This is a genomic window from Reichenbachiella sp. (assembly GCF_039941815.1).
GTDB lineage: Bacteria > Bacteroidota > Bacteroidia > Cytophagales > Cyclobacteriaceae > Reichenbachiella.
Genome location: NZ_JBDVDW010000059.1, coordinates 118,801 through 142,127 on the forward strand (window position 1 = coordinate 118,801; position 23,327 = coordinate 142,127).

Sequence of the window (23,327 nt, forward strand, 5' to 3'; positions counted from 1 at the left end):
ATGCGTGGCTGCTCATTGATTGCAACAATTTAGAAGAGGCCATTTCAAAAGTCAAAACAACCGTCATCGCAGTGAGCGCAGTAAACTCAATCTTCGCTTCACGTCGTTCGCAATGACGAAATACTTTTGAGATGGTCTCTTTGAATTTAACCTGGATTCAATGCCGTTTAGTTAAGAGTTTAATTCGCAAACTCAACATTCTCTTTCGTGAGTATATCCAGAGGCATGTATTGGAGTGGTGCAACTTCTCCTTTGATTATCAGATGTTTGTACAAGGCCTGGACGCCCAAATAGCCTTGTCTATACGGATTTTGATTAATTATAAAATCGACCTTATTATCTTTTAGAACATCTACATTCAACTGGATTTTATCATATCCGATGATTCTGGTCAATCCTTCGTATTGTGTGCTTTCCAGGCGTTTTACAATTTGATGTGTTCTCGAATTCGGAATGAACAGGTGTAACCTGCCATTGTTGATAGTCCACTCTTTCACTTCCTTGATCTCAAACCCACTAGGAATCTTTAATTCGCTTATCAAACTTAATGGCCAACCTTGTTCTAAATAGAATTTTTTAAACCCGGAAATTCTCTCATCTATCGTTTTGTTCAAGCTGTCAAAGTCCGTATATATCGTAATTACAGCTTGGTGTCCATTGTCAAATCCAATATTTAGCAGCTTAGCAGCTAAATATCCGCTTTGAAAGGTATCCTGACCAATAAATGCCAACGGTTCTGCAGACTTCAGATTAGAATCAACAAATACGTATGGAATATCACCTCGCTTCAACTGCGCACAGATCTGTTCCGCCTCATCAGTTATTATAGGCGCTAGTATTACCCCATCCGGCTTAGATTCAATGGCCAGGTTCGACTGCTCTAGAAAAGAATCACGATTACTTCGATCGAAAGTATAGAATTGTAACTGGACACCCAAGGATTCATATTCACTGGCAGCATCCTCTATTCCTTTTCGCTGAGTCTTCCAATATTCGTTGTCCTCCGGTAGTAAGATCGCCAAATGATAGGTCTTATTGAGCTTTAGGTTTCTTGCAAATACATTGGTTTGATAATTACCCTCCTTGGCAATTTTCAAAACCAACAGTTTTGTTTTTTCCGCTACCTCTCCCCTTTTATGCAATACCCGATCCACAGTTCCTACGGATACTCCAGCCTGCTGGGCGATTTCCTTTATAGTAATTCTCTTCATTGACAGCAAATATTAAAAAAAAGCACCAATCATTTTGTAATTACCAGCAATATACTACATTTGTATTCATCGTTAACGAAAACGGTATACAAATCCTTCTTCTGAGGGATTTATTTTTAAACAGTTCCGTTAACGTACACGGCAAAAGCAAAACATTATAAGATTATGAAAAAAGTGGTGACATTTGGAGAGATCATGTTGAGATTAGCTCCTCAGGGATATTTAAGGTTTTCTCAAGCTAACAACTTCGATGTGGTGTACGGCGGAGGCGAATCTAATGTAGCTGTATCACTGGCCAATTACGGTGTTCCAGTGGATTTCGTGACACGACTCCCTAAAAATGATATCGGCGAATGTGCTCTGATGGAAATGAGGAAAAGAGGTGTAAACACTGAAAATATAGTCTTCGGTGGGGATCGTCTTGGGATTTATTTCTTAGAAACAGGTGCTGTGAGTAGAGGAAGCAAAGTAGTATATGACCGGGCTCACTCTGCAATGGCTGAGATCAAAGCTGGCATGATAGATTGGAAAAAAGTATTCAAAGAGGCCGAATGGTTTCATTGGACGGGCATCACTCCTGCCATCTCACAAGGTGCAGCAGATGCTTGCCTGGAGGCGGTAAAAGCTGCTAGCGAAATGGGTATCACTATCTCCACTGATTTGAACTACAGGGCTAAACTATGGAAATTTGGTGGCGACAGAGAAGCTATCATGACAGAATTGACTTCTTATTGCGATGTCATTTTGGGCAATGAAGAAGACGCTGAAATGCACTTCGGTATTAAACCTGAAGGCCTGGACATTACTACTCAGGGGCACGACGTGAAGGCCGAGGCTTTCTTATCCGTTTGTCAGCAAATGATGAAAAAATTTCCAAAGGCTAAAAAAGTAATTACTACGCTCAGAGGGAGCATATCCGCCTCGCACAACACTTGGGCAGGCGTCCTGTATGACGGCAACAAAATGTTTGAAACCCGTCAGTATCAAATCACAGACATTGTGGATCGCGTGGGTGGCGGAGATTCATTCATGGGTGGTCTCATCTACGGTCTATTAAAATATCCTGAAGATGATCAAAATGCATTGGACTTTGCAGTAGCAGCCTCATGCCTAAAACATACTATTAAAGGAGATGCCAATCTGGTAACGGTAGCAGAAGTTGAAAAACTGATGGGTGGAGACGCATCAGGTAGAGTAGCAAGATAGTGCATCGGGGAGGGTTCAGTTAGAACAATAGTTTTTTCCTAGAACTCTAAAATAAACCATGACTGTCCCTCCCCTTATTAAAAAAGAAATTATGTCAAATCAATCAATAGCTATCATATGCGGCGGCGGCCCGGCACCCGGAATCAATACTGTGGTCAGCACTGTTGCCAAAACCTTTTTAAAAAGTGGCTATCGAGTACTTGGCGTACACGGAGGCTACAAAGGAATCCTGTCAGAAAAGCCAGACCTGATTGATTTTGACTTTGCATACGCAGATAGAATATTCAGCAGAGGTGGATCTACCCTGGTCATGAGCAGATTCAAACCTAAAGAAGAAGATTTCAATGCTAAGTTTTTCATTGATAACAATGTAAAACTGCTGGTAACTATCGGTGGTGATGATACGGCCAGTACGGCCAATCGGCTAGCCAAATTTCTAAAAAAGAGCCCTGCCGATGTAAAGAATATTCATGTACCTAAGACTATAGACAACGATCTACCTCTACCTGACAGGAATCCGACATTTGGATTTCACTCTGCTAAAGATGAGGGCGTGAAAATCGGCAATACTATATATGAGGATGCCATCACAAGTCAAAATTGGTTTATTATGTCTGCCATGGGAAGGTCGGCTGGTCACCTCGCTTTTGGGATCGCTTCAGCCTGCCACTTTCCCATGCTCATTATTCCAGAGATGTTCAATAAAACAAATATCACTTTGGACAAAGTGGTCAACCTGATTATCTCATCGATGATCAAAAGGAAGATAGAAAATATCAACTACGGCGTAGCTCTGGTAAGCGAAGGTGTTTTTCATTTGATAGACGAGCAAGAATTGAAAGATTCTGGCATCCTTTTTACTTATGATGCACATGGCCATCCTGAGCTGGGCAATGTGAGTAAGTCAAACATATTCAACGTCCTCGTTCAGGAAAAACTGAAATCGCTAGGCATTGAAATCAAAAGCAGACCTGTAGAATTAGGTTATGAACTTAGATGTTGTCGGCCCATCGGCTATGATCTGACGCTTTGTACGCTACTTGGAATCGGCGTGAAAAAGTTATTTGACGACAATATTACCGGCTGTATTGTAACGACCAACTCGAGAGGAGATATAAAACCAATGTTTCTTTCGGAGTTTGAAAATAGCGATGGCGTAATACCGCCTCGGCTTGTCGACATCGACGCAGAAATATCAAAGTTAGGTTTCAAAAATCTACACTTCCTGGAAGAAGCAGATTCAGCGAAATCCAGTAAACTTATTGACAACTCTCAAGAATTCGAATTCAACAAAATATTAAACTGGAACTAAAAAATGGCACGATTTACAAGAATAGAAGTAGCACAACAGATGAAGGATACCGGAATGGTACCTGTGTTTTATCATCCCGATATTGAAGTCTGTAAAAAAGTACTAAAGGCTTGCTACGATGGTGGTGTCCGTGTATTTGAGTTTACCAATAGGGGTGACTATGCTCACGAAGTATTCAACGCCCTAAATAAGTATGCCGCAGAGAACACGCCAGATATGATTCTTGGTATTGGGTCGGTAATAGACGCGGGTACAACCTCTCTGTATATTCAAAACGGTGCTAACTTTATCGTATCCCCTATACTCAATGCAGATATGGCAAAGGTGTGCAATCGCAGGAAAATTGCCTGGTCTCCAGGTTGTGGTTCCCTCACCGAAATTTCATTTGCCGAAGAGTTGGGTGCAGAGGTAGTCAAAATCTTCCCTGGTACACAGGTGGGTGGTCCATCGTTTGTGGCCGCAGTAAAAGGACCATTTCCATGGAGCAGTATCATGCCTACCGGTGGTGTAGAACCGACTGAGGAGAACCTAAAAGGTTGGTTTAATGCAGGCGTTCATTGTGTTGGGATGGGCTCCAAACTTTTTGCTAAAAATGCGGATGGTGAATATGACTACGTCAAACTGACCGCTACGGTCAAATCTACCCTTGCGATGATAAAAAATTTAAGATAGGATTTTAGTGTGTTTATTAGAAAATAATCCATTGCCCGGTGGATTATGCATCAATGAAAAGCCCTCTTCGGAGGGCTTTTGTATTGGTTTATGATGGCAACTAAAAATCCCTACAAATAAGAAAGCTATTTAGAGTATCTTTTTCATAAGTCAATCGTTATTAGCATTTTTGGACATCAATAGTTTAGATACTGACTGTGATCAGCATAGAAAAAAACGAAAGATACTGGAACATTGGATTTGGCTTATTTTCAATCCTGTTTGTAGGTTACTTATTTGATTTTAAATATCTCACAAAATTTGAGCCTCCGCTTGAGTTTTTTTCGATTATTACAAATCCTCTATCTGCCATTTTTTATCTCGGTGCCTGCCTTATAGCCTTTCGGCATAGCTATATGCTTATGAAATTTGTGGCCAAAAAAACTCCGAGTTTATCGTTGGCCTTCGCCCTGATTTTTGCTGCCGTCATCTTTGGATGTATAGCGCTGATCTACTTGAGCTTTGGATATAATATCTCTACCCTCACTTATCCATTTGAATGGTATGTGATGATCTCTCTAGAATTTGTAGTCCTCTTCTGGCTTCTGATGATTGAAATGATTTTGATAAAAAACATTTCCAAATCACCCAGCAAGTAGAATTATTATTCAATTCCTTATTTGTTCAAAAAAAGATATTGATCTCGAATCCTTCTCCCTTGTTCATTGATTATTCATATTTCAGGGTCTTCACCGGATTGATAGTGGAAGCTTTAAGAGAATGGGCGCCGACAGTAATCATGGCAACCAAAAAAGTAGCTATGCCTGCCACCAAATACGGCCATGCAACTATTTCGACTCTATAGGCAAATCCAGCCAGCCACCAGTCAATCATCAAATAAGCAATAGGGACCGCAATCACAAAAGAAACGCCTACCAGCAGCATAAAATCCTTGGACAAAAGCATTACAATCTCTCCAGTCTGAATCCCAAGTACTTTCCTGATTCCGATTTCTTTAGTGCGTTGCTCCATTGTGAAAGTCGCCAATCCAAATAGACCCAGACATGCCACCAATATGGCCAGGCCAGAAAAGATAGTCGTAATAGAACTCAATTTGGTTTCTGCCTTATACGAATCGTTCAATCTGTCTTCCAGAAAGAAATATTCGAATGGTCGGCTGGGAATGAATTTTCTCCAGGTAGACTCTACAATCGCAATCGACTCTTGCAAATGCTCTGAATCTACTCTGACTGCCATGTATTTCATAAATAGGTTGAAAGTGAACGGCTGTGCCCACAAATCAATAGCAATCGGAGACATCGGATGATGTTTGGATGTAAAATTAAAATCCTTCACCACTCCTATTATTTTACCATCTCTATTGCCGATGAGATTGACTGATTTGCCAAGTGCATTTTCGGCAGTCCCATAACCCAGCTGCTTGATCATAGTCTCATTTACGACAAGGGCCAAACTATCGTCAGTCACAAAATCCTCGCTATAAGTTCGCCCAGCCAAGAGAGGTATATCAAAAGTTTTGAGAAAATCATGTCTTACAAACATTCTTGGATAGGGTCGGGATTTTTCGGTGCCTTCAAACTCGTAGTTCATCACTTGATGCTTTGCGCCAAGCACTTCCTCCATCGCCGTCACTGATTTAATCATCTGCTGAGCCAGCATCTCGCTTTTCATGTTTTCATAATGCTGGGCAATCGGTGTACGAATGACCGGCACCATCAGCACAGCTTCCTTATTAAAACCCAAATCATCACTTTGGAGAAACTTCAATTGTTTGATCGCCATAATCGTCCCCACAATCAAAACCATTGATATTGAAAACTGAAGTACTACTAGCAGCTTTCGGAAATTCATTCCATGATTGTTGAGCTTCCCTCCCTTGATCACTTCTGTAGTTTTGAATGAAGACAATACGAAAGCCGGATAAAAACCAGCCACAAGCCCTACAAACAACGTGAGCGAGGCAATAGAACCAATATATAATGGAGACCAGAATACTGTGAGACTAATAGATTTTTCGGCCAATGCATTGAAACTTGGAAGAATAAACACGATGGCAACGAGTGCAACGATAAGCGCCAGTACGGTTTGTAAAACCGACTCAAATATGAACTGATATACGAGTTGTTTTTTCAGGCTTCCCAAGGCTTTTCTAATACCGACCTCCTTGGCTCGTTTGGTGGCTCTTGCGGTGGACAAATTGATGAAATTGATAACGGCTATGAGCAGAACGAAAAAAGCTACTGCTGAAAACACATAAATGTTGCTCTCGTTGCTATTGGCCTGAATCTCATAATCGAGCTTCGACTTAAGGTGAATGTCTTGTAGTGGCTGCAATTCCATGGTGATATCATCTCTAATATTTTCCTGGAAATACTTTTGCACAAAATCGGGGAGCATCTCTGTCAATGTAGCAGCGGAAGCGTTCTCATTGAGCACAAGGTATGTCCAGCATGGATTCCAGTACCAGCCTCTCATCGTTCGGCCTGGATAGTTGGATCTCAAGGTGGAAAACGAAACTAAAAAGTCAAACTGAAAGTGTGCGTTCAGTGGTGCATCAGCCATGATCCCCTTGACTACAAAATTTTGCTCTCCTTGAAACTGTAAGATCTGCCCAAGTGGGTTTTCGTCGCTAAAATATTTCCTTGCCATTGTTTCGGTGATCAATATAGAGTTTGGCTCGTCGAGGGCCGTCGATTTTTCTCCTACGATCATTTCAAAATCAAAGACATCAAAGAAGGTAGAGTCTACAAAAAACAAGTTGGACTCATTAAAATCACGCTCCAGCTTTCTATTAGCCAGGGATAAAAATGGAGACTGGAAATTGAATAGCCTCGTCATATGGTCAATTTGCCCGGGATAGTCGTTGACCAAAGTAGGCCCCACTGGAAACGGCTGACTGGCAGAATGCTCTCCAACTCCGTCGCTCTCGAAATGCTCTATTATTCTGTAAGTACGGTCAGATTTAGAATGAAATTGATCGAAGCTCAATTCATTATGAATATAGAGAAAGATCAAAAGAAAGCAGGCCACGCCTATAGCCAATCCGGCTGTATTAATTATACTATACACACGCTGTCGCATGAAATTTCTGTAGGCAATTTTGATGAAGTTTTTGAACATGGCTGTAGTATTATTATGAGTAATTGAGTTTTTTTTGAGTACAAATGGTCTTAGCAAATCAAGGACGTCGAACAGCACCAATAATTTGGCCCGACGCTCACCCTTTCTTTTGCATCGCTCTACATAGAGCTCGTGTAAGTCACCTTTGAGCATTTCTGCGTGCTCCTCCTTACAGCATCTATCCAGCAGGCGGATGGTCCATTCGGGTGGTTTTATTGATTCATCCATGCAATTGTCAAACGATCAAATGATAAGCTAGGCAGCGCCTGGTACAATCCCGTACGGAGATCGTGTGCATCGCGAGCAGCAGCTCGTCCAGCCGAGGTAATGGAGTAAAACCGTTTTCTACGTCCGCCTCTTTCCTTGGTCGCTCCGCCTTCTTCTGAACTAATAAACCCTTTCTCTGTCAATCTATTGAGGGCAGAATGTAGGGCTCCTATACTTGGATTTCTTCCCGTACGCTCCTTAAGTTCATCTTTTATAGAAATGCTGTAAGCGTTATCATTGAGTACACCGATGACAAGTAGTACCAACTCTTCAAATTCACCGAGGTAAGTTCCTTTCATAAGTCAGACAATTTTGTTAGAGATAGCTTCATTTTAGAATCAGGATTCATTCAAATCATTCATTAATGGTTGTAAGTCTATTTATTCTACAATTAGGAGTTTAATACGCTAATTAATCTTATTAGTTTCCTAATTGCAAATCAAATGTCAGAAGAATATTCCTGGTGCTGATTGCAGCACAAAAAGACTACCTATTTATTCGGAAATTCAAGTGTAAATGTCGTGCCCGACCCTAGCTCGCTACTGACATGAATAGACCCATCGTTGAGAGCAACAAACTCATTGACGAGCACCAGGCCAAGGCCTGTACCTTTTTCGTTGTTAGTACCATAGGTAGAATGAGTAAGCTCGAAGATTTCCTCTAGTTTATCGGAGGAGATACCTACCCCATGATCTATGATTTTAATGGTTGTCTTTTGATGATCACAGGAATATTCCACATAGATGGCCGAACCTTCTTGCGAAAACTTTATTGCGTTATTAATCAAGTTTCTGATGACAGTGGACAGTGAGTTTCTATCCGCATGAATCAAGCATCCTGAAGAACCCCGTAGTTCAATGTTTATCTTCTTCGACTTGGCTGATTCTTTCAGCACTGAGACAATTTCCTGAAGAAAATAATCAATTTTGATTAGTTCAGGGTTGATTTTGAAATTTCCTGACTGGTTCATAGCCCAGGTCAGTAAATTGTCGAGCAAGTGCCTCAGTCTTTTTACCGAATCGGCCATATGATTAACCATTTCGTCCACCATTTCGGGCTGCTGCTCCACTTGATAATGATGGATCAAATCTGTAAGTCCCTGAAGCGAATTGAGCGGACTACGTAGATCATGACCGATAATGGAAAAGAGCTGATTTTTTGTGTCATTAGCATTTTGCAATACCAATCGCTGGACTTCAATGTCTCGTTTTTGAGCTTCTACCTCAGCTGTGCGTTTGGAAATCAGTTTCTCGAGTTTGTTTTTGGCCTGCTCCAGACTTGTCATTCTTATTTTGAAAATCCCGTAGACTAGGGCTACAAGAAATACTATATATCCAAATATGCTCCAGTTGGTGAGATACCAAGGTTTTTGTACAAAGAAATGATAGGCGTCTACTTCGCTGATTTGATTAATGGCATTTTTTGCCCTTACATGAAAGATATACTCCCCTGCGCTCAAATCTGTATAATCTTTCTTAAACTCTCGGGACCAGTCGGACCATTCACCCTCTCTACCGACCAGTCGGTACTGAAAGGAGGTTTCACCAGCAGCATTATTTTCGTTAGTAAAAAAGGTGAATCGAATATCTGTCTTGTCATAAGGTAATTTGACTGAACTCACGTTGAATCCATTTTCAAAAATCAAAGAATCTTTACCCCAGATCATTTTGTCAATATGGCATTTGAAGCTCTCATTGGGATTTTGTATAGGTATCTTCTGATCATATCTAACTACTCCTCCATCACCAATAAACCAAATCACATCATCTGTATCAGCAAAGGATGAGCTGACATGAAAATGTGATCCAAAGGCAAGACCTGTCGCGGAAATACCATTTTCACCTAACGTGACATGTTCATTGTAATTAATTCTCATGTTGTCCTGATAGCTCAACCAGTATTTGCCGTCGCCAATACCTACCAGCTGTTTGATTTTAGCTGGCGTATTTGACAATCTCAATGGCTGCTGGTCTACGATTTGATTTTCATCATCCAGAAAAAATGAGGAGGTACGTGATACCACCAAGACCCTGTCTCCGGCAAGAACAATATCTGAACTCCCGATCGAATATTGCTCCTCCAACTTAAGGTAAGGCATGTTATTATTGGATTTGATACTCACCACACCGAGCGTTCCGTACTTGGTCATAAAGACTATTTTATCATTAATCTCCACCACCTTATTTATGGGCTCATTCATCCCGCTGAGCTTAATCAAATTCCAGCCATTTTCACTCCTTAGATAAACTCCCAGTCCAATCTCTCCCGTCCCACAAAATATTTTAGTTTGATCCCTGGCTACTTTGGCATAGTGAACTGGAAGCGGAGATATGACTTCAAAATTGGAATTATCATAAGTTATCAGTCCTTTCTGAGTGGCAATCAGCATCTTATCCTCAAGCAGGTCAAGCGAGTATACCTCATTGAAATCCTGCTGATTAAATCTCGAAAAACGAGCTGCGTTTGGGGATTGATCGAGCTTATATAAGGCGCGTAATGTGCTGGCATAGATACTTCCTTTGTATCGTATAATGTCTGACCCCACATCTATCAGTCCTCTCCTGCGGTCAAAATATGACAGCGGTGACAGCACTTTGACTTTACTGGTACCTACACCATTCGCAATCCACAAATTGTTGGCGTCATACATTCCGACAAACAAATACTGATAGTCAATCAAACCAGACGTCTCATCAAGCATTTGCAACTGTTTGCCAGATGGATCCAATACTACTACCCCTTTGGTGTAGGCAGCAAAAGCATAATTACCATCATAGGTGACACATCCATGATAGATTTTGTATTTTTTCAAAAAATCATCCGCCTCTGTTTGAAATACTTCTACTTTACCATCAGCTACTAGATAGAGACCATCATAGCGGCTACCCACCAATAGCTTATCACCATAGGGCAAGAAAATATTCACCTTCATGTCAGCAAAAATTTCTCCTCCAGGCACTCTATGCATCCCCTCTTCTGAGAAATAAACCAGACCATGTTCTACGTCTCGGCTATATACAGTGTCTCGCACGGTAAATGCAACATCAAATTCCTTACTTGTAGGATGAAAAACAGTGATCTCGTCATCCACAAGTCTAAAAATGTATTTTTTTGATCTAAATATAGTTTCCCGGCTGGTACACGCTACTTCCCAAACCACACCAAACTCGTGATACTCAGTATCCAGCTTGTCCATGAGTGACACGTAGGACATACGACCACTCTCAGAACTTTTGAGGTAACCAAATTCACCTGTGGCTCCGACATAGATGGTTCCCTTAGAATCCTGCTGCAACCAGAACGCGGTTTTTTCATCGGCAATTCTGATCAGATTCCAATCCAGGCCATTGTAAACCAATACACCATCATCATTTGAAAAATAATAGATGCCTAAAGAATCTCGAATAACATTGAAATTGAAGCTTCCAGCCCTGTAGTCGGACGGTGCGTAGTAATCTATAAATGGCAGACCCTTCTCGTTCACTTGTGCAAATGAAGAAGAGAAAATAGCGGCACGTATGACTAGAAATACAACTGCTAACTTTATTAAACTCATCAAGCTTTATAGTTAAATTAAAGACAGGCGGACGAATTTTATTAAGTATAGTTGGTAGGACGGTTTGCTAAAAATAATAGAATCTGATTTAATTCACCTAACATATGTCAAAATTAAATGTCGTGACATGTGTTCCGGATTACGAATCAGGCTTATTTAGAATAATTCAAGCTGCTCAGGTAGGAGTCTGAAGCTCTTCCGATGATGTGGTGTGATTCCATAATCGCGTATGGCTTGCCGATGTGCCATGGTTGGATAGCCCGCATTTGTGTGCCAGCCATACTCGGGGTGCTCTTGGTGCAGCTCGTTCATCAGCTCGTCCCGGTGTGTCTTGGCTAACACCGAAGCTGCAGCAATCGAGAGGTATTTACCATCTCCTTTTACCACTGTCTCATGAGGCAGATTTTCATAGACCTTAAAGCGATTGCCATCGATCAGCAACAATTCGGGTCGTACTGTGAGTTGATCAACTGCTCGATGCATGGCCAAAAACGAAGCGTTTAGGATATTGATTTCGTCAATTTCAAGATGTGAGACTACACCGACGGCCCAGGCAATGGCATCTCTGCGAATGTCCACTTTCAGCAAGTTGCGTTGTTTTAGACTGAGCTTCTTGGAGTCATTGAGAATGTCGTGAGAATAATCTGCAGGCAAAATCACAGCGGCCGCCACCACTGGCCCGGCGAGACATCCTCTACCGGCTTCGTCACATCCGGCCTCTACTGTATTCTCTCTAAAAAAAGGAAGTAATGGCATACGCCAAAAATAGGAATCTTAGTGATTAAAATTCATGTTTTAAATGTATTCTGTACCTTCGCATTTCTTTTATTCTCTATGGCGAAAATAGGAACAGACATATCTCATGCAGCTGAGCTCCTCAGCGCAGGAAAACTGGTGGGCATACCTACCGATACCGTCTATGGTTTGGCCGGGCATGCGTTAAAAACAGAAAGTTTAGAGGAGATATTTCGCGTAAAACGAAGACCTCAGGACAAACCACTGATCGCACAGGTAGATCATCTGGATAAAGCGATCGGATATGTAAAAAACATCCCAAACTATGCTCGAATATTGGCAGAAAAATATTGGCCGGGAGCCCTTACTCTTATATTCGAAGCAACGGATGAGGTATCACCAGTAATGCTATCAAATGGCAATACCATGGGACTGAGAGTGCCCAATCATGAGATGGCTTTAGAACTGCTGAGCCAGCTCGATTTTCCATTGGCCGTGACGAGCGCTAACATCAACGGGATGCCGAGCCCTACTACTGCTGGCGAAGTAGAGGAGCAACTCGGTGACCAGATCGAGTACATCCTGGACGGAGGACAGAGCCAGCACGGGCTGGAATCTACTATCGTGGCGTTTGAGAATAAGAAGCCAAAAATATTGAGAGCTGGTGCCATTTCAGAAGCAGAAATTCTGGCTACCTTAAATTTGAATTTAACTCCTTGAAAATAGAAATTTACAATTCATAATAAATGAACGCTTGACCCAAAAGCAGGACGACTGCCATGATAGCTTAAAATTTATTAGATATTAAATAAGATAACAATGAACACACTAGATCAATTCAATTTCGAAGGCAAGAAAGCCTTAGTCCGAGTGGATTTCAACGTGCCCTTGAATGCCGAATTTGAAATTACCGATGACACCAGAATTAAGGCGGCTACGCCTACGATTAAAAAAATATTGACAGATGGCGGCTCTGCTATTCTGATGAGCCATTTGGGAAGACCCAAAGACGGCCCCGAAGAAAAATTCTCGCTAAAATATCTGGTGAATACACTTTCGGAAAGATTGGGTACCACGGTAAAATTCGCTGAGGATTGCATAGGACAAGACGCCGTAGAATTAGCCGGGTCGCTTCAGGCTGGCGAGGTGTTGCTACTAAACAATCTTAGATTCTACAAGGAAGAAACTAAAGGTGACGAAGCTTTTGCTGAGAAGCTTTCCAAACTGGGTGATGTATATGTGAATGATGCGTTTGGCACCGCTCACCGCGCACATGCTTCTACAACTATAGTAGCAAAATTTTTCGCTGACAAAGTTTGTGGATATGTGATGCAGGCCGAGCTGGACAATGCAGAAAAGGTCCTTAATGATCCCAAAAGACCATTTACAGCCATTATGGGCGGAGCCAAAGTTTCTGACAAAATACTGATCATAGAAAAGTTGCTCGACAAAGTAGATAACCTCATCATTGGGGGTGGGATGTCTTATACTTTCAACAAAGCTAAAGGAGGAAAAATAGGAAATTCACTTTGCGAAGATGACAAACTGGAGTTGACTAAGGAGCTCGAATTAAAGGCAAAAGCAAAAGGAGTAAATCTATATTTGCCTACAGATACGGTAATCGCTGATGACTTCAGCAATGATGCCAATATCCAAACAGTAAGCAGCGAAAACATCCCTGACGGATGGATGGGACTCGATATCGGCCCGGATACCCGCAAGCAGTTTTCTGAAATAGTTGAAAGCTCCAAGACGGTACTTTGGAACGGTCCTATGGGTGTATTCGAATTTTCGAATTTCGCAAAAGGCACGGATACCATAGCCGAATCAGTCGTGAAAGCTACCGTAAACTACGGTTTTTCATTAATCGGTGGTGGGGACTCTGCCTCAGCTATCAACAACCTGGGTTATGGCGACAAGGTATCATACGTATCGACAGGCGGTGGCGCATTGCTCGAATACATGGAAGGCAAAGTACTGCCCGGAGTAGCAGCACTGGAAGACTAAGCAGTAATCAAAGTATATAAAAAAAGCCTGAGTAGATTCTGATAACCATCGGAGGCCACTCAGGCTTTTTTGATATTGCGCGTCCCTGGTTTATTGATATTTCTAAATATAACTACTAGATAACCTACTAGCCAATACATCCGTCATATGGCTATTATTATCATAATATGAATCATGCAAGCTGCTTATCGCTATTAAAAGATGCTATTGATAGCTACTCGCCGATCACTGATCAAACCTGGTCAGAATTTCAGGCATTCTGTACTATTCATGAGCTCAAAAAAGGTGACCTGCTGCTTCAAGCCGGACAGCGAGCCAGATACATGTACTTTATAGGACAGGGACTCGCCCGAACGTACTTTACTGATGCGGATGGTAATCACTACAACAAGAATATTTTTTCTGAGGGTCATTTCCCAGCTTCTATGGTCTCTTTGCTGGAAGGCTCTCCATCTTACTTTACCATAGAGCTCCTGGAAGATACCACTTTGGTGAAGGTCAATTTTGAAAAATACCGTCAATTGATAGATCAAAGGGACGATTTGAAGAACTTCTATATTGCCTATATGGAAAGACGCTGGGTCATAGAAAAGGAGAAAAATGAGCTAGCGATCGTCACACAGCATGCAAAAGATCGATACTTGACTTTTTTAGAAAAAAATCCTGGCATTATCCGCAGAGTAACGCAGAAACACATAGCAGCCCATTTGGGCATTACGCCTACCCAGCTCAGTCGCATTCGTGGTGAGTTAAAAAAATCCTCTTGAATCAACATATGTAAATGCAAATGGCAAAGTCCTCTGCTAGTTTTGCCTGATGAATCAATTAATAATATCAATTCTGGCTTTCGTTGCCGGTATTTTGCTAACCATACAAGGTGGATTAAATACCCAGCTCGGCATCCTATTGAAACATCCCTTGTTGGCCACACTAGTCGCTTTTTTCTTCAGCATGTGTTTCTCTATAATTTTCGTGCTTTCCAGTGTAAAAAGCTATCCGACAACGCAGCAAATCAAGGCCATACCCACCTACCTCTGGTTTACGGGCGGATTATTTAGCATGCTGGGTGTGAGTCTATACTATTATACTATCCCAAAATTAGGGGTATCCACTATGATATCATTGGGTCTATGCGGTCAGTTGTTCTTCTCCGTCATCGCCGGGCATTTCGGGTGGTTTGGACTACCCGTAGAACCCATCACTCTCAAAAGATCACTTGGTATATTGGCAATGGGATCAGGAATATTACTAATTAATCTCAAATGAATAAAATTGATCTGAACATCGATAATTTGACCTCCCTTTGGGAATCAGTAAGTGCACCTTTTGATGGGTTTGGCCAACAGCCTGAATTTGACTACGCCTTGCTCAAAGATTCAGAATGGCCCAATCGATTGTGGTTAAAACAAGACCTTAGCGAAATCGATCTTTCACAACTGCGTCTACAATTGATTCATCAGGGCAGTAGTGTGAAGGTTGCCCACTGGGTACGGCAACAAACTAATCAGCAACCTACCTTCGAAAAAGCCGGGTTTGAGTTGATAAGCAGTCAGTTGGGCATGTCCCTGTCTCTAGAGAACCTAAAGGCTTTCCCCAAAGAAAAATTGACCGTCATACCCGTAATCGATACCTCCACAGGTGAGATTTGGAGTGAGCTATTTCAGGAAGCCTTCGGATATTTCATTCACCCAAAACAATTGATCTTATCAAACAACACGCTAGCTTTTGTGTATTCTTTTGAAGGTACGCCAGTAGGCACGGGACTGATCCACTACACCGGAACAGTAGCTGGCATACATGCCATCGGAGTCCCTCCAGCCCATCGTCGCAATGGATATGCCGCAGAAATCATGCATCACTTGCTCAACCTAGCCTTGCTCAAAGGGTGCTCCGTATCTACACTTCAAGCTTCTGATTTAGGAAAAGCTTTGTATCTGAAACTAGGTTATCAAGAAGACTTTTCGATTCAGAACTATAAGCTCAGACATTGATCAAAACTCCGCTGGCAACTCAAGATGAACTCTCTCCCCTGTGACCGGATGCGTAAATTCTAGCGCTGCGGCCTGTAGGTGAAGTCTACTGTCCGTCTTGCCATACAGATCATCACCCACCATGGGTGTATTCAGACCGTCCTGATGAGCAGCATGCACACGGAGCTGGTGCGTTCGCCCCGTCAATGGCCAAAGATGAATGAGTGTCCGATTGTTAATGACTTTAACTACTCGATACTTTGTAGTAGCGGGTTTGCCATACTCATGACAGACCAACTGTCGGGGTCTATCTTCGATATCGGGTCGTACGGGAAGATTGATCATTCCCTCTTGATTATCTATATTCCCTTCTAACAAGGCGACATATCTTTTTTTGATGGAGCGTGTTAAAAATTGATCCTGTAGAGACTTATGCACTTCTTTGGTCTTAGCTACCAACAACAATCCTGAAGTGGCCCGGTCCAATCTATGAACCAGCAGCGGGCCAGTGGCCTCGGGATATTGTTTTGCCATCCGAGCGAGTACAGAATCAGCATTGCTCTTGCCTGGAACCGACAAAAATTCATGAGGTTTGTTGACCACCACTAAGTAATCGTCCTCAAAAACGATTTTCAGTCTTTTCTCCTCAGTAGAAACGGTCAGCATCGGACTTTGATCTACAGCCATACCTGCAAGCATGTGTGATAAAATAGGCTCACACTTACCCTTGCAGGATGGATAGAAATATCCGTGCTTACGTATTTCTGAACTTGGCGACTGGCCCCACCAAAACTCTGCCATCGCCAGAGGTATCATTTTGTTTTGAAAAGCATACTGTAGCAGTTTTGGCAAAGCGCAGTCACCTGCACCAGACGGTGGGATTTTGAAAGCAGTCGTTTCAAAAATCTCACAAACACTTTTTGTCTGACCCTCTATATTTAGAAATTGATATTGATCAAATATCTTCTGCTGGAGCTGATTGGACAATGCCCTTCTCCTGTCCTTCAAGCTCGCCAACCGCTGTTCAAAAGCTCCAAAAATCGTTTCTAGTTCGGCAATCTCACCCTTCCATTTTCTTTTAAGATCCTTGCACTCATAGTGCATTTTCATGCTTTCGGCCTCCAACTCTGAGGCCACCGCTTTGTATTCCTCTACAGTTAGCGTTTTCGATGCTTCTTCCCTTCTCGCCTTTCTCGATTTCTTAGCATTTTTTAGTATTTCCTTAGACGAAGCCAGCTCCAGTTCGGCTGTATTTTTCAACTGCTCAAGCTTATCCTTAGCTAACTGGTATTCCCTGGAGTCAACCAAAGCCATTATGTTTTCGGTCACTTCTTCTATTTCCTTTTCTCCTTGACGGAAAAAACTGTCCACCTGAAGATAATCCACTATAGGAGGAACAAATCCAGGTAGATTGTGCTGTTCAGCCAGTTTGCCGGAGAAAGCAGACAAAAAACCTATCTCGCCCCGCGCATTTCGAACGATCAAAACACCAAACATTTTGCCAATATTGACACCTTCTACATAGTGGTCGATCCCAAAATCATGCTGCCAGTCTGTTTGCAAAAGAAGCCTTTTTTGTAACTGCTCTACTGCCAGACGACAGAGCGCATGAGGCTCGTAAAAGAAAGGAAAAGTAAATCTATCTGGTAGCGCAATACCCTCGATCGACTGATCGAATTGTGTAAAGTATTGATCCTTAAAAACTGCCTCCTGATTCATGGATACAAAGGTAGAATTTTTCTTTCAGGTTGAAGATGATTAATGATTGGCAGTGTTCGCTGAAATCAACTATTTCCTGAGCATTTATGGATTTTTTTGACCATACTCTCATTTATGTGCGATTCTAGACCGTACAATGGGAAAGTAGTGTCTATAATCCCTGTGTATTAGTTGTATGGTGGATCGACTCACTCCACTATCGAACAAAGTCAGAACCCCATATTGTTTTATTTGCTGCCAAGCGTAAGGATGAGTACTCATATCTTGTCTGTCGGCACATTTCAATTTCGGTTCATTGGAACTTAATTGAGCCACCAGTCTTTATTCTGGGACTTGCTATCTTCGCTGTAAATAATGTAGTAAAACCACTGGTATCAAGCACGGAGAATGAATTTCAAGAACAAACGTCGCTGGCAGATCATCAAACAATATGGCTTGGGCTGGACGCTGGCGTTTATCTTTTTATCTATCGTACGAGGTGAAGGCACACGCGAGCTGGGCTCGGTTCAGTTTGAGATGTGGAAAGCCATCTTAAATGCCTTTTTTATGGGGCCTCTGTTTGGGAGTATTTCTGGTCTCGCTCAGATACTCATGGAAGAGCATGGCTATAAACGCATTTCATTTCGAAAATTGATTTTACTCAGGCTTATTTTCGCCGTTGCATTCGTCATTACCATCGTTCTACTTGCTTTTGCTATCCACGCCGAAAATATCAGCTTATGGCAATTTGCCTTCGAGCCTGGAAGCTTTGCCATCTACTTTTATATCATCAGTGTTGACATATTCATGGTTAGCCTCCGACAGGTCAACCTTTTTTTAGGAAACAATAATCTCTGGCAGCTACTAAAGGGCAACTTTTATACACCTCGAGAAGAGGAACGAATATTTATGTTTCTCGATCTTCAATCTTCAACGCAGCATGCCGAAAGACTAGGCCATATTCGGTATAGCAAAATGATTCAGGACTGCTTTGATGACCTTGGGGTGGTCATAGAAAATGAATCTGAGATTTATCAATATGTAGGCGATGAAGTCATTCTTATCTGGAGACTGGAAGATGGCCTGCGAAATCAAAATTGCTTAGAAGCATATTATGGTTTCCAAAATCAACTCATCAAACGAAAAGAATATTATGCAAGTCAATATGAATGCCTCCCACACTTCAAGGCTGGGCTGAATGAGGGAGTGGTGACCGTCACGGAAGTGGGGAAATACAAAAAGGAAATTGCTTATCATGGCGACACGATCAATACGGCCGCCAGAATCCAGAGTAAATGCAACGAGTACAAAAAGGAATTGCTCATATCTGAAAATTTGTACAAAAGGCTAAAAACCGAAAAATTCGGTTTTGAAAAGCAGGATGAATTAATTCTGAAAGGAAAACAGCAAAAAGTGACCATATACGCGGTATGCCAGAATTGATTTTCAGGCCCTTGATTTCAGTTCTTAAATTAGCTCTTGCTATTCATATAGCTATGAAGTAGCACCAATACATCTCTCGGATTGGATTCAACTGAGCCGTCTTTGACCTGACCATGATGAATATAGTAGAAGTCACGAACAGCTCTAAACAAGGTCCAGGATTCAGTCGAGTCATTGCTTTGCTGATTGAATGCCGACCAGAGTTCGTAAGTTTTAGCTTCTGTATGCTTCCGTGCTTCGTCTGAGCAAGATTTGTATCTAGCCACAGACTCGTGGATCAGAAGCTGACGTTGAAACGCCAGCTCATCTTTGTGCTGCATGACTTCATCTTCGAATAGCATATCAAATTGATCATAGTCTTTAATCAGATCGTAGAAAAATGCATATCGTGAGATATGATAGGTGAGCAACTGTGACTCAAATACCTCCATGTCACCAAAGTAGTGATAGAAACTAGACCGGTTGAGTCCAATAATGTTGGAAAGTTTCTCCACATTCAAGGCAACCGGACCCATTTCACCAAAAAGTTGATATCCGGTAAGTATCCATTTCTGCCTATTATCAATGTTTTTGTCCATGGCGACGAATATGAGAATCAAAGGTTCTGTACAACACTGTCTACAAGGAATAATTCTACGCCTATATTTTTGAATTTCAAAATCAATTTATTCATTAAAGAGATTATTATGACACAGAAAACATCAAGTGCCTTTGTCGCAGCTTCGTGGGTTGCACTAGGCACAGGTATCATCGGTTATCTAATTGGACTATTCAGAGCGGATATGATGCTCAATGAGAAAGGTTATTATTTTACCATACTCATGTTCGGTTTGTTTGCCGCTGTATCCTTGCAGAAAAGTGTACGCGATAAGCTAGAAGGAATAGCGGTGACGGATATCTACTACAGTATTTGTTGGTTTGGGACTATTCTAGCCATCGTTTTACTTGTGATTGGGCTCTGGAATGCCACGTTATTACCCAGTGAAAAAGGCTTTTATAGTTTTGCCTTTTTGCTCTCTATGTTTGGGGCCATCACCGTGCAGAAAAATACGCGAGATATCCTTCAGCAAGAACGTGAGTCAAATAGGACATCATAACTATATTTGAGTTAACGGCGGGAAGCGAAAGCATGGAATCATGATTCGGTTCCTGCCTTTTTATACAAAAAACAATATATGATCAAGCATCGAAGATCTATTCTCCACCTACTTTTGATGGCTGTATTTACTAGTTTGTTCATCAAGGGATGTACTTCCAAAAGTGAATCTCTGATTCCAGCTCAGGCCAACTATTGCGAGCGGCTCCGACCTACAGATTCGATCCGTCTGGCCCAATGGCTTCCAACCATTCTTCCAAATTCCGAAAAGGAAACTGCGGCTTATGTATTGGAAGATGGGGGTACTTCATTGGTGGCTAGAGCTTGGTTTACGGCTCATGCCGAAAAATCCATCGACATCCAATACTTCATCTTCTCGATGGATAATATTGGCCTTATTGGATGTGACTATCTTGTGAAGGCTGCTGATCGTGGGGTACAAGTCAGGATTCTAATCGATGACATCATGGTGGATGCCGAGCTTGAAGATGTATTAAAATTAGATTCTCACGATAATATAACTATCAAAATCTACAATCCGGGTATCAATCTGGGCAAGTCCATATATAGCAAAATCACCAAGCTAGCCACTGATTTCAGATCAGCCAATCAGCGCATGCACAATAAGACTTTCATCGTAGACGACATCGTGACCATCACGGGAGGGCGCAATATTGCCGATGAATACTTCGACTATGACCATGAGTACAATTTCAGGGATCGTGATGTACTCCTACTGGGCAAAGAAACTCAGTCAGTTAGCAAATCCTTTGAGCAATTTTGGACGAGTGACCTTAGTGTTCCAGCGATTTCGCTGTCTCAAGATTCGATAGACAAAGCTGAGGTCAGATTTGACCGGCTACATGAATATGCCTGTAACCCTGAGAATTTTTGGGAAAGTGTTCGGTTGAAAGTCGAAGCATTTCCAGCTACGCTAAAAAACCTGCAGAGTCAAAATCAACTCATCAGACCCGATAGTCTGATTTTCGTATCTGATCTACCCGGCAAAAACGATGGCACCAGTGGGCTCAGTGGTGGTGGAATCACAACTACGGCATTGATAGAATTGATTGAAGGAGCAAAATATACCATTGACATACAGACCCCATATTTGATCACCACGGACCTGGGCAAAGCGCTTTTTCGAGCGGCGGCTGACCGAGGGGTGAAGGTTCGAGTTCTCACCAATAGCCTGGCTTCTACTGACAACGTGGAAGCCTTTAGCAGCTATCAATCTGATCGAGAAGAATTACTGAAAACCGGAATCAGGATCTTCGAATTCAAGCCAGATGCTGCCATCAGAAAACAAGTTATGTCCGGTGCTCTCCAAAAAGAAATCGACTTTGCTCCTATTTTTGGGCTTCATGCAAAATCAATGGTGATAGATGGTAAAATCACGATAATTGGTACCTTCAATCTAGACCCACGCAGCGCCAATCTCAACACAGAATGTATTGTGGTGATGTACAGTGATAGCATCGCCGAAGGTGTACTTCATGGGATGGAAGAAGAGTACAAACCTGAAAACGCATGGGAAACCACACTCGAATTCAACCCAGACAGTCAGGTTGGTCGATTAAAACGAGCCAAAACGTGGACAAGAAAAATATTGCCAAAAGCTATTCTTTAGTTGGTATTAAAATAAATTATCAAACCTATTATTACCAGTACATTCGATTTGAACTAATGGCGATTGCCATTCCGGTTTTGGTATGTTATCTTGCCACAATTATTTGGTAATAGACTTATTTTTATCCCCCATTTACAATTCATAATATATTGACCGATACATTCAATCAAAACATCATCTCTGTTATTTGATTGACTAAACGTGAGATTATCAGACTTGTAACAACTAACTACACATGAAGAAGATTCTAATCGGAATTGCACTGATCAGCCTGTCATTCCACCCCACTTTCAGTCAAGAGCAACAAGTCGACATAATGGATCTCATCAGAGACCTACAGCAATGGAAAAAAGAAGACAGCAATATGAAAATGGTTTGGTGGATTCCCACCAAGTATTGGGAAATAACCGCAAAGGGAACTCCTAACTTCACCCCTGAGGCACTCGAGGAGATCATAAGTAGTGTTGATGACTATACTATAATGGCCTGTCTGGACGGAAATATTGGTACTCTCGGTTTTACTTATCAGGAAACCACCGAAATCAAGATAATAGATAAGGATGGAATCGAATACCAGTCTATAGATAAAACCACACTCCCGGACAACACAAATAATCTTCTCAATATTCTAAAACCAACATTGGCCAACATGATCGGTCAGATGGGGCAAAACATTGAGTTTTATGTCTTTTCCAACAAGAAGATTAATGGCGATGCAGTGCTAGACCCTGAAACGGCTGGGAAGTTTTCGGTTGTCTTCAACGGTCATAAATTTAACTGGAGATTGCCTTTGGGTTCTCTGGTTCCGAGAAAAAAATGTCCAAAGGGTGATGAACTACACAGCGGTAGTTGGAGCTATTGTCCATGGCACGGTTCTAAACTAGTCAAACAGACTAAATAGAATTCAAAACCAGCCATCAAATTAAATCCTATGGAAGAAAATGAAATTGTTGACGCTGAATTCAGTAGGCGTCAAGTCAAGAGAAGAAGTTTGCTTCCGTGGTGGATCAAATTCTTTACTTGGGTTTTCATTGTCATTGGTGTTTTTGCTCCGGCAGGATTAGTAATGGGAATTCTGGGATATCAATTCAATATTTCGCTCTATGGGCTAAATTCTAGCCAACCGCTGTCCATTGTGGGATTAGGCCTAACAGCTATAATTGTATTGAAGTGGATCACTGCTATCAGTCTATGGACAGAAAAGGATTGGGCCATTTCACTCGCTCAGGTAGATGCTGTTGTCGGTATTCTCATCTGCGTATTTGTAATGCTCATTATCCCATTCTATGAATCTGGATTTCGGTTTAGTTTTCGTATTGAAATTGCATTGCTCATTCCCTTCTTAATTAAAATGAATAATATCAAAGAAGTATGGGAGAATTCCATATCCACCTGATACGATAT

The 23,327-nt window shown here is 41.8% G+C and carries 21 protein-coding genes; 14 read left to right on the plus strand and 7 right to left on the minus strand.

Annotated elements, in window-relative coordinates; all coding sequences use genetic code 11:
* Window positions 1–179: 179 nt before the first annotated feature.
* Window positions 180–1,211 carry a LacI family DNA-binding transcriptional regulator gene (locus ABJF11_RS13195; RefSeq protein WP_348120342.1) on the minus strand — a complete coding sequence of 344 codons (1,032 nt, stop codon included), beginning with the start codon at window positions 1,209–1,211 and terminating at the stop codon, window positions 180–182.
* A 165-nt stretch (window positions 1,212–1,376) separates the two neighbouring features.
* Here ABJF11_RS13195 and ABJF11_RS13200 point away from each other — a divergent pair, with 165 nt between their 5' ends.
* The 4 genes from ABJF11_RS13200 (at window position 1,377) to ABJF11_RS13215 (ending at window position 5,039) form a co-directional block, all read left to right on the plus strand.
* Window positions 1,377–2,417 (plus strand): sugar kinase, encoded by a 1,041-nt coding sequence (locus tag ABJF11_RS13200; protein ID WP_348120343.1) that lies wholly within the window; start codon window positions 1,377–1,379, stop codon window positions 2,415–2,417.
* Window positions 2,418–2,508: 91 nt separating this feature from the next.
* Window positions 2,509–3,729, plus strand: coding sequence for a 6-phosphofructokinase (locus ABJF11_RS13205; protein ID WP_348120344.1), 1,221 nt, complete (start codon window positions 2,509–2,511; stop codon window positions 3,727–3,729).
* A 3-nt stretch (window positions 3,730–3,732) separates the two neighbouring features.
* Complete coding sequence (locus ABJF11_RS13210; RefSeq protein WP_348120345.1) at window positions 3,733–4,401, plus strand: bifunctional 4-hydroxy-2-oxoglutarate aldolase/2-dehydro-3-deoxy-phosphogluconate aldolase; 669 nt, start codon at window positions 3,733–3,735, stop codon at window positions 4,399–4,401.
* A 197-nt stretch (window positions 4,402–4,598) separates the two neighbouring features.
* On the plus strand, window positions 4,599–5,039 hold the full coding sequence (locus ABJF11_RS13215) for a hypothetical protein (protein WP_348120346.1): 441 nt from the start codon (window positions 4,599–4,601) through the stop codon (window positions 5,037–5,039).
* A 70-nt stretch (window positions 5,040–5,109) separates the two neighbouring features.
* Here ABJF11_RS13215 and ABJF11_RS13220 read toward each other — a convergent pair whose 3' ends face one another.
* From ABJF11_RS13220 to ABJF11_RS13235, 4 genes are all read right to left on the minus strand, one after another.
* The gene (locus tag ABJF11_RS13220) at window positions 5,110–7,749 is read right to left on the minus strand and encodes an ABC transporter permease (RefSeq protein ID WP_348120347.1); all 2,640 of its coding nucleotides are present in this window, start codon (window positions 7,747–7,749) and stop codon (window positions 5,110–5,112) included.
* Window positions 7,734–8,087 (minus strand): helix-turn-helix transcriptional regulator, encoded by a 354-nt coding sequence (locus tag ABJF11_RS13225; protein WP_348120348.1) that lies wholly within the window; start codon window positions 8,085–8,087, stop codon window positions 7,734–7,736. The genes ABJF11_RS13220 and ABJF11_RS13225 overlap by 16 nt, the downstream gene beginning before the upstream one ends.
* 191 nt (window positions 8,088–8,278) lie before the next feature.
* Entirely contained in the window at window positions 8,279–11,344 is a 3,066-nt protein-coding gene (locus tag ABJF11_RS13230) for an ATP-binding protein (RefSeq protein WP_348120349.1), read from the minus strand.
* A gap of 156 nt (window positions 11,345–11,500) precedes the next feature.
* Window positions 11,501–12,100, minus strand: a complete 600-nt coding sequence (locus tag ABJF11_RS13235; RefSeq protein ID WP_348120350.1) for a ribonuclease HII — start codon at window positions 12,098–12,100, stop codon at window positions 11,501–11,503.
* A gap of 78 nt (window positions 12,101–12,178) precedes the next feature.
* Between ABJF11_RS13235 and ABJF11_RS13240 the strand changes: the two genes are divergently transcribed.
* The 5 genes from ABJF11_RS13240 (at window position 12,179) to ABJF11_RS13260 (ending at window position 16,077) form a co-directional block, all read left to right on the plus strand.
* Entirely contained in the window at window positions 12,179–12,799 is a 621-nt protein-coding gene (locus ABJF11_RS13240) for an L-threonylcarbamoyladenylate synthase (RefSeq protein WP_348120351.1), read from the plus strand.
* A gap of 99 nt (window positions 12,800–12,898) precedes the next feature.
* A complete protein-coding gene (locus ABJF11_RS13245; protein WP_348120352.1) occupies window positions 12,899–14,086 on the plus strand; it encodes a phosphoglycerate kinase in 1,188 nt (395 codons plus the stop codon).
* A gap of 167 nt (window positions 14,087–14,253) precedes the next feature.
* Window positions 14,254–14,853, plus strand: a complete 600-nt coding sequence (locus tag ABJF11_RS13250) for a Crp/Fnr family transcriptional regulator (protein ID WP_348120353.1) — start codon at window positions 14,254–14,256, stop codon at window positions 14,851–14,853.
* Window positions 14,854–14,902: 49 nt separating this feature from the next.
* Window positions 14,903–15,352, plus strand: coding sequence for a DMT family transporter (locus ABJF11_RS13255; protein ID WP_348120354.1), 450 nt, complete (start codon window positions 14,903–14,905; stop codon window positions 15,350–15,352).
* Window positions 15,349–16,077, plus strand: a complete 729-nt coding sequence (locus ABJF11_RS13260) for a GNAT family N-acetyltransferase (RefSeq protein ID WP_348120355.1) — start codon at window positions 15,349–15,351, stop codon at window positions 16,075–16,077. The genes ABJF11_RS13255 and ABJF11_RS13260 overlap by 4 nt, the downstream gene beginning before the upstream one ends.
* On the opposite strand, the gene ABJF11_RS13265 is transcribed toward ABJF11_RS13260, so the two are convergent.
* Window positions 16,078–17,775: a pseudouridine synthase gene (locus ABJF11_RS13265; protein ID WP_348120356.1), complete on the minus strand. Its 1,698-nt coding sequence runs from the start codon at window positions 17,773–17,775 to the stop codon at window positions 16,078–16,080. It abuts the gene before it with no gap.
* Window positions 17,776–18,162: 387 nt separating this feature from the next.
* Here ABJF11_RS13265 and ABJF11_RS13270 point away from each other — a divergent pair, with 387 nt between their 5' ends.
* Window positions 18,163–19,197: an adenylate/guanylate cyclase domain-containing protein gene (locus ABJF11_RS13270; RefSeq protein ID WP_348120357.1), complete on the plus strand. Its 1,035-nt coding sequence runs from the start codon at window positions 18,163–18,165 to the stop codon at window positions 19,195–19,197.
* Between the two features lie 29 nt (window positions 19,198–19,226).
* Here ABJF11_RS13270 and ABJF11_RS13275 read toward each other — a convergent pair whose 3' ends face one another.
* The gene (locus ABJF11_RS13275; RefSeq protein ID WP_348120358.1) at window positions 19,227–19,775 is read right to left on the minus strand and encodes a TetR/AcrR family transcriptional regulator; all 549 of its coding nucleotides are present in this window, start codon (window positions 19,773–19,775) and stop codon (window positions 19,227–19,229) included.
* A gap of 108 nt (window positions 19,776–19,883) precedes the next feature.
* On the opposite strand from ABJF11_RS13275, the gene yiaA reads away from it, so the two are divergent.
* The 4 genes from yiaA to ABJF11_RS13295 all read left to right on the plus strand — a co-directional run bounded on the left by yiaA (window position 19,884) and on the right by ABJF11_RS13295 (window position 23,319).
* Window positions 19,884–20,294, plus strand: a complete 411-nt coding sequence (gene yiaA, locus ABJF11_RS13280; protein WP_348120359.1) for an inner membrane protein YiaA — start codon at window positions 19,884–19,886, stop codon at window positions 20,292–20,294.
* Between the two features lie 78 nt (window positions 20,295–20,372).
* The gene (locus ABJF11_RS13285) at window positions 20,373–21,923 is read left to right on the plus strand and encodes a phospholipase D family protein (protein ID WP_348120360.1); all 1,551 of its coding nucleotides are present in this window, start codon (window positions 20,373–20,375) and stop codon (window positions 21,921–21,923) included.
* 235 nt (window positions 21,924–22,158) lie between these two features.
* Window positions 22,159–22,824, plus strand: coding sequence for a hypothetical protein (locus ABJF11_RS13290; protein ID WP_348120361.1), 666 nt, complete (start codon window positions 22,159–22,161; stop codon window positions 22,822–22,824).
* 30 nt (window positions 22,825–22,854) lie between these two features.
* Window positions 22,855–23,319, plus strand: a complete 465-nt coding sequence (locus ABJF11_RS13295; RefSeq protein ID WP_348120362.1) for a hypothetical protein — start codon at window positions 22,855–22,857, stop codon at window positions 23,317–23,319.
* Window positions 23,320–23,327: the final 8 nt, after the last annotated feature.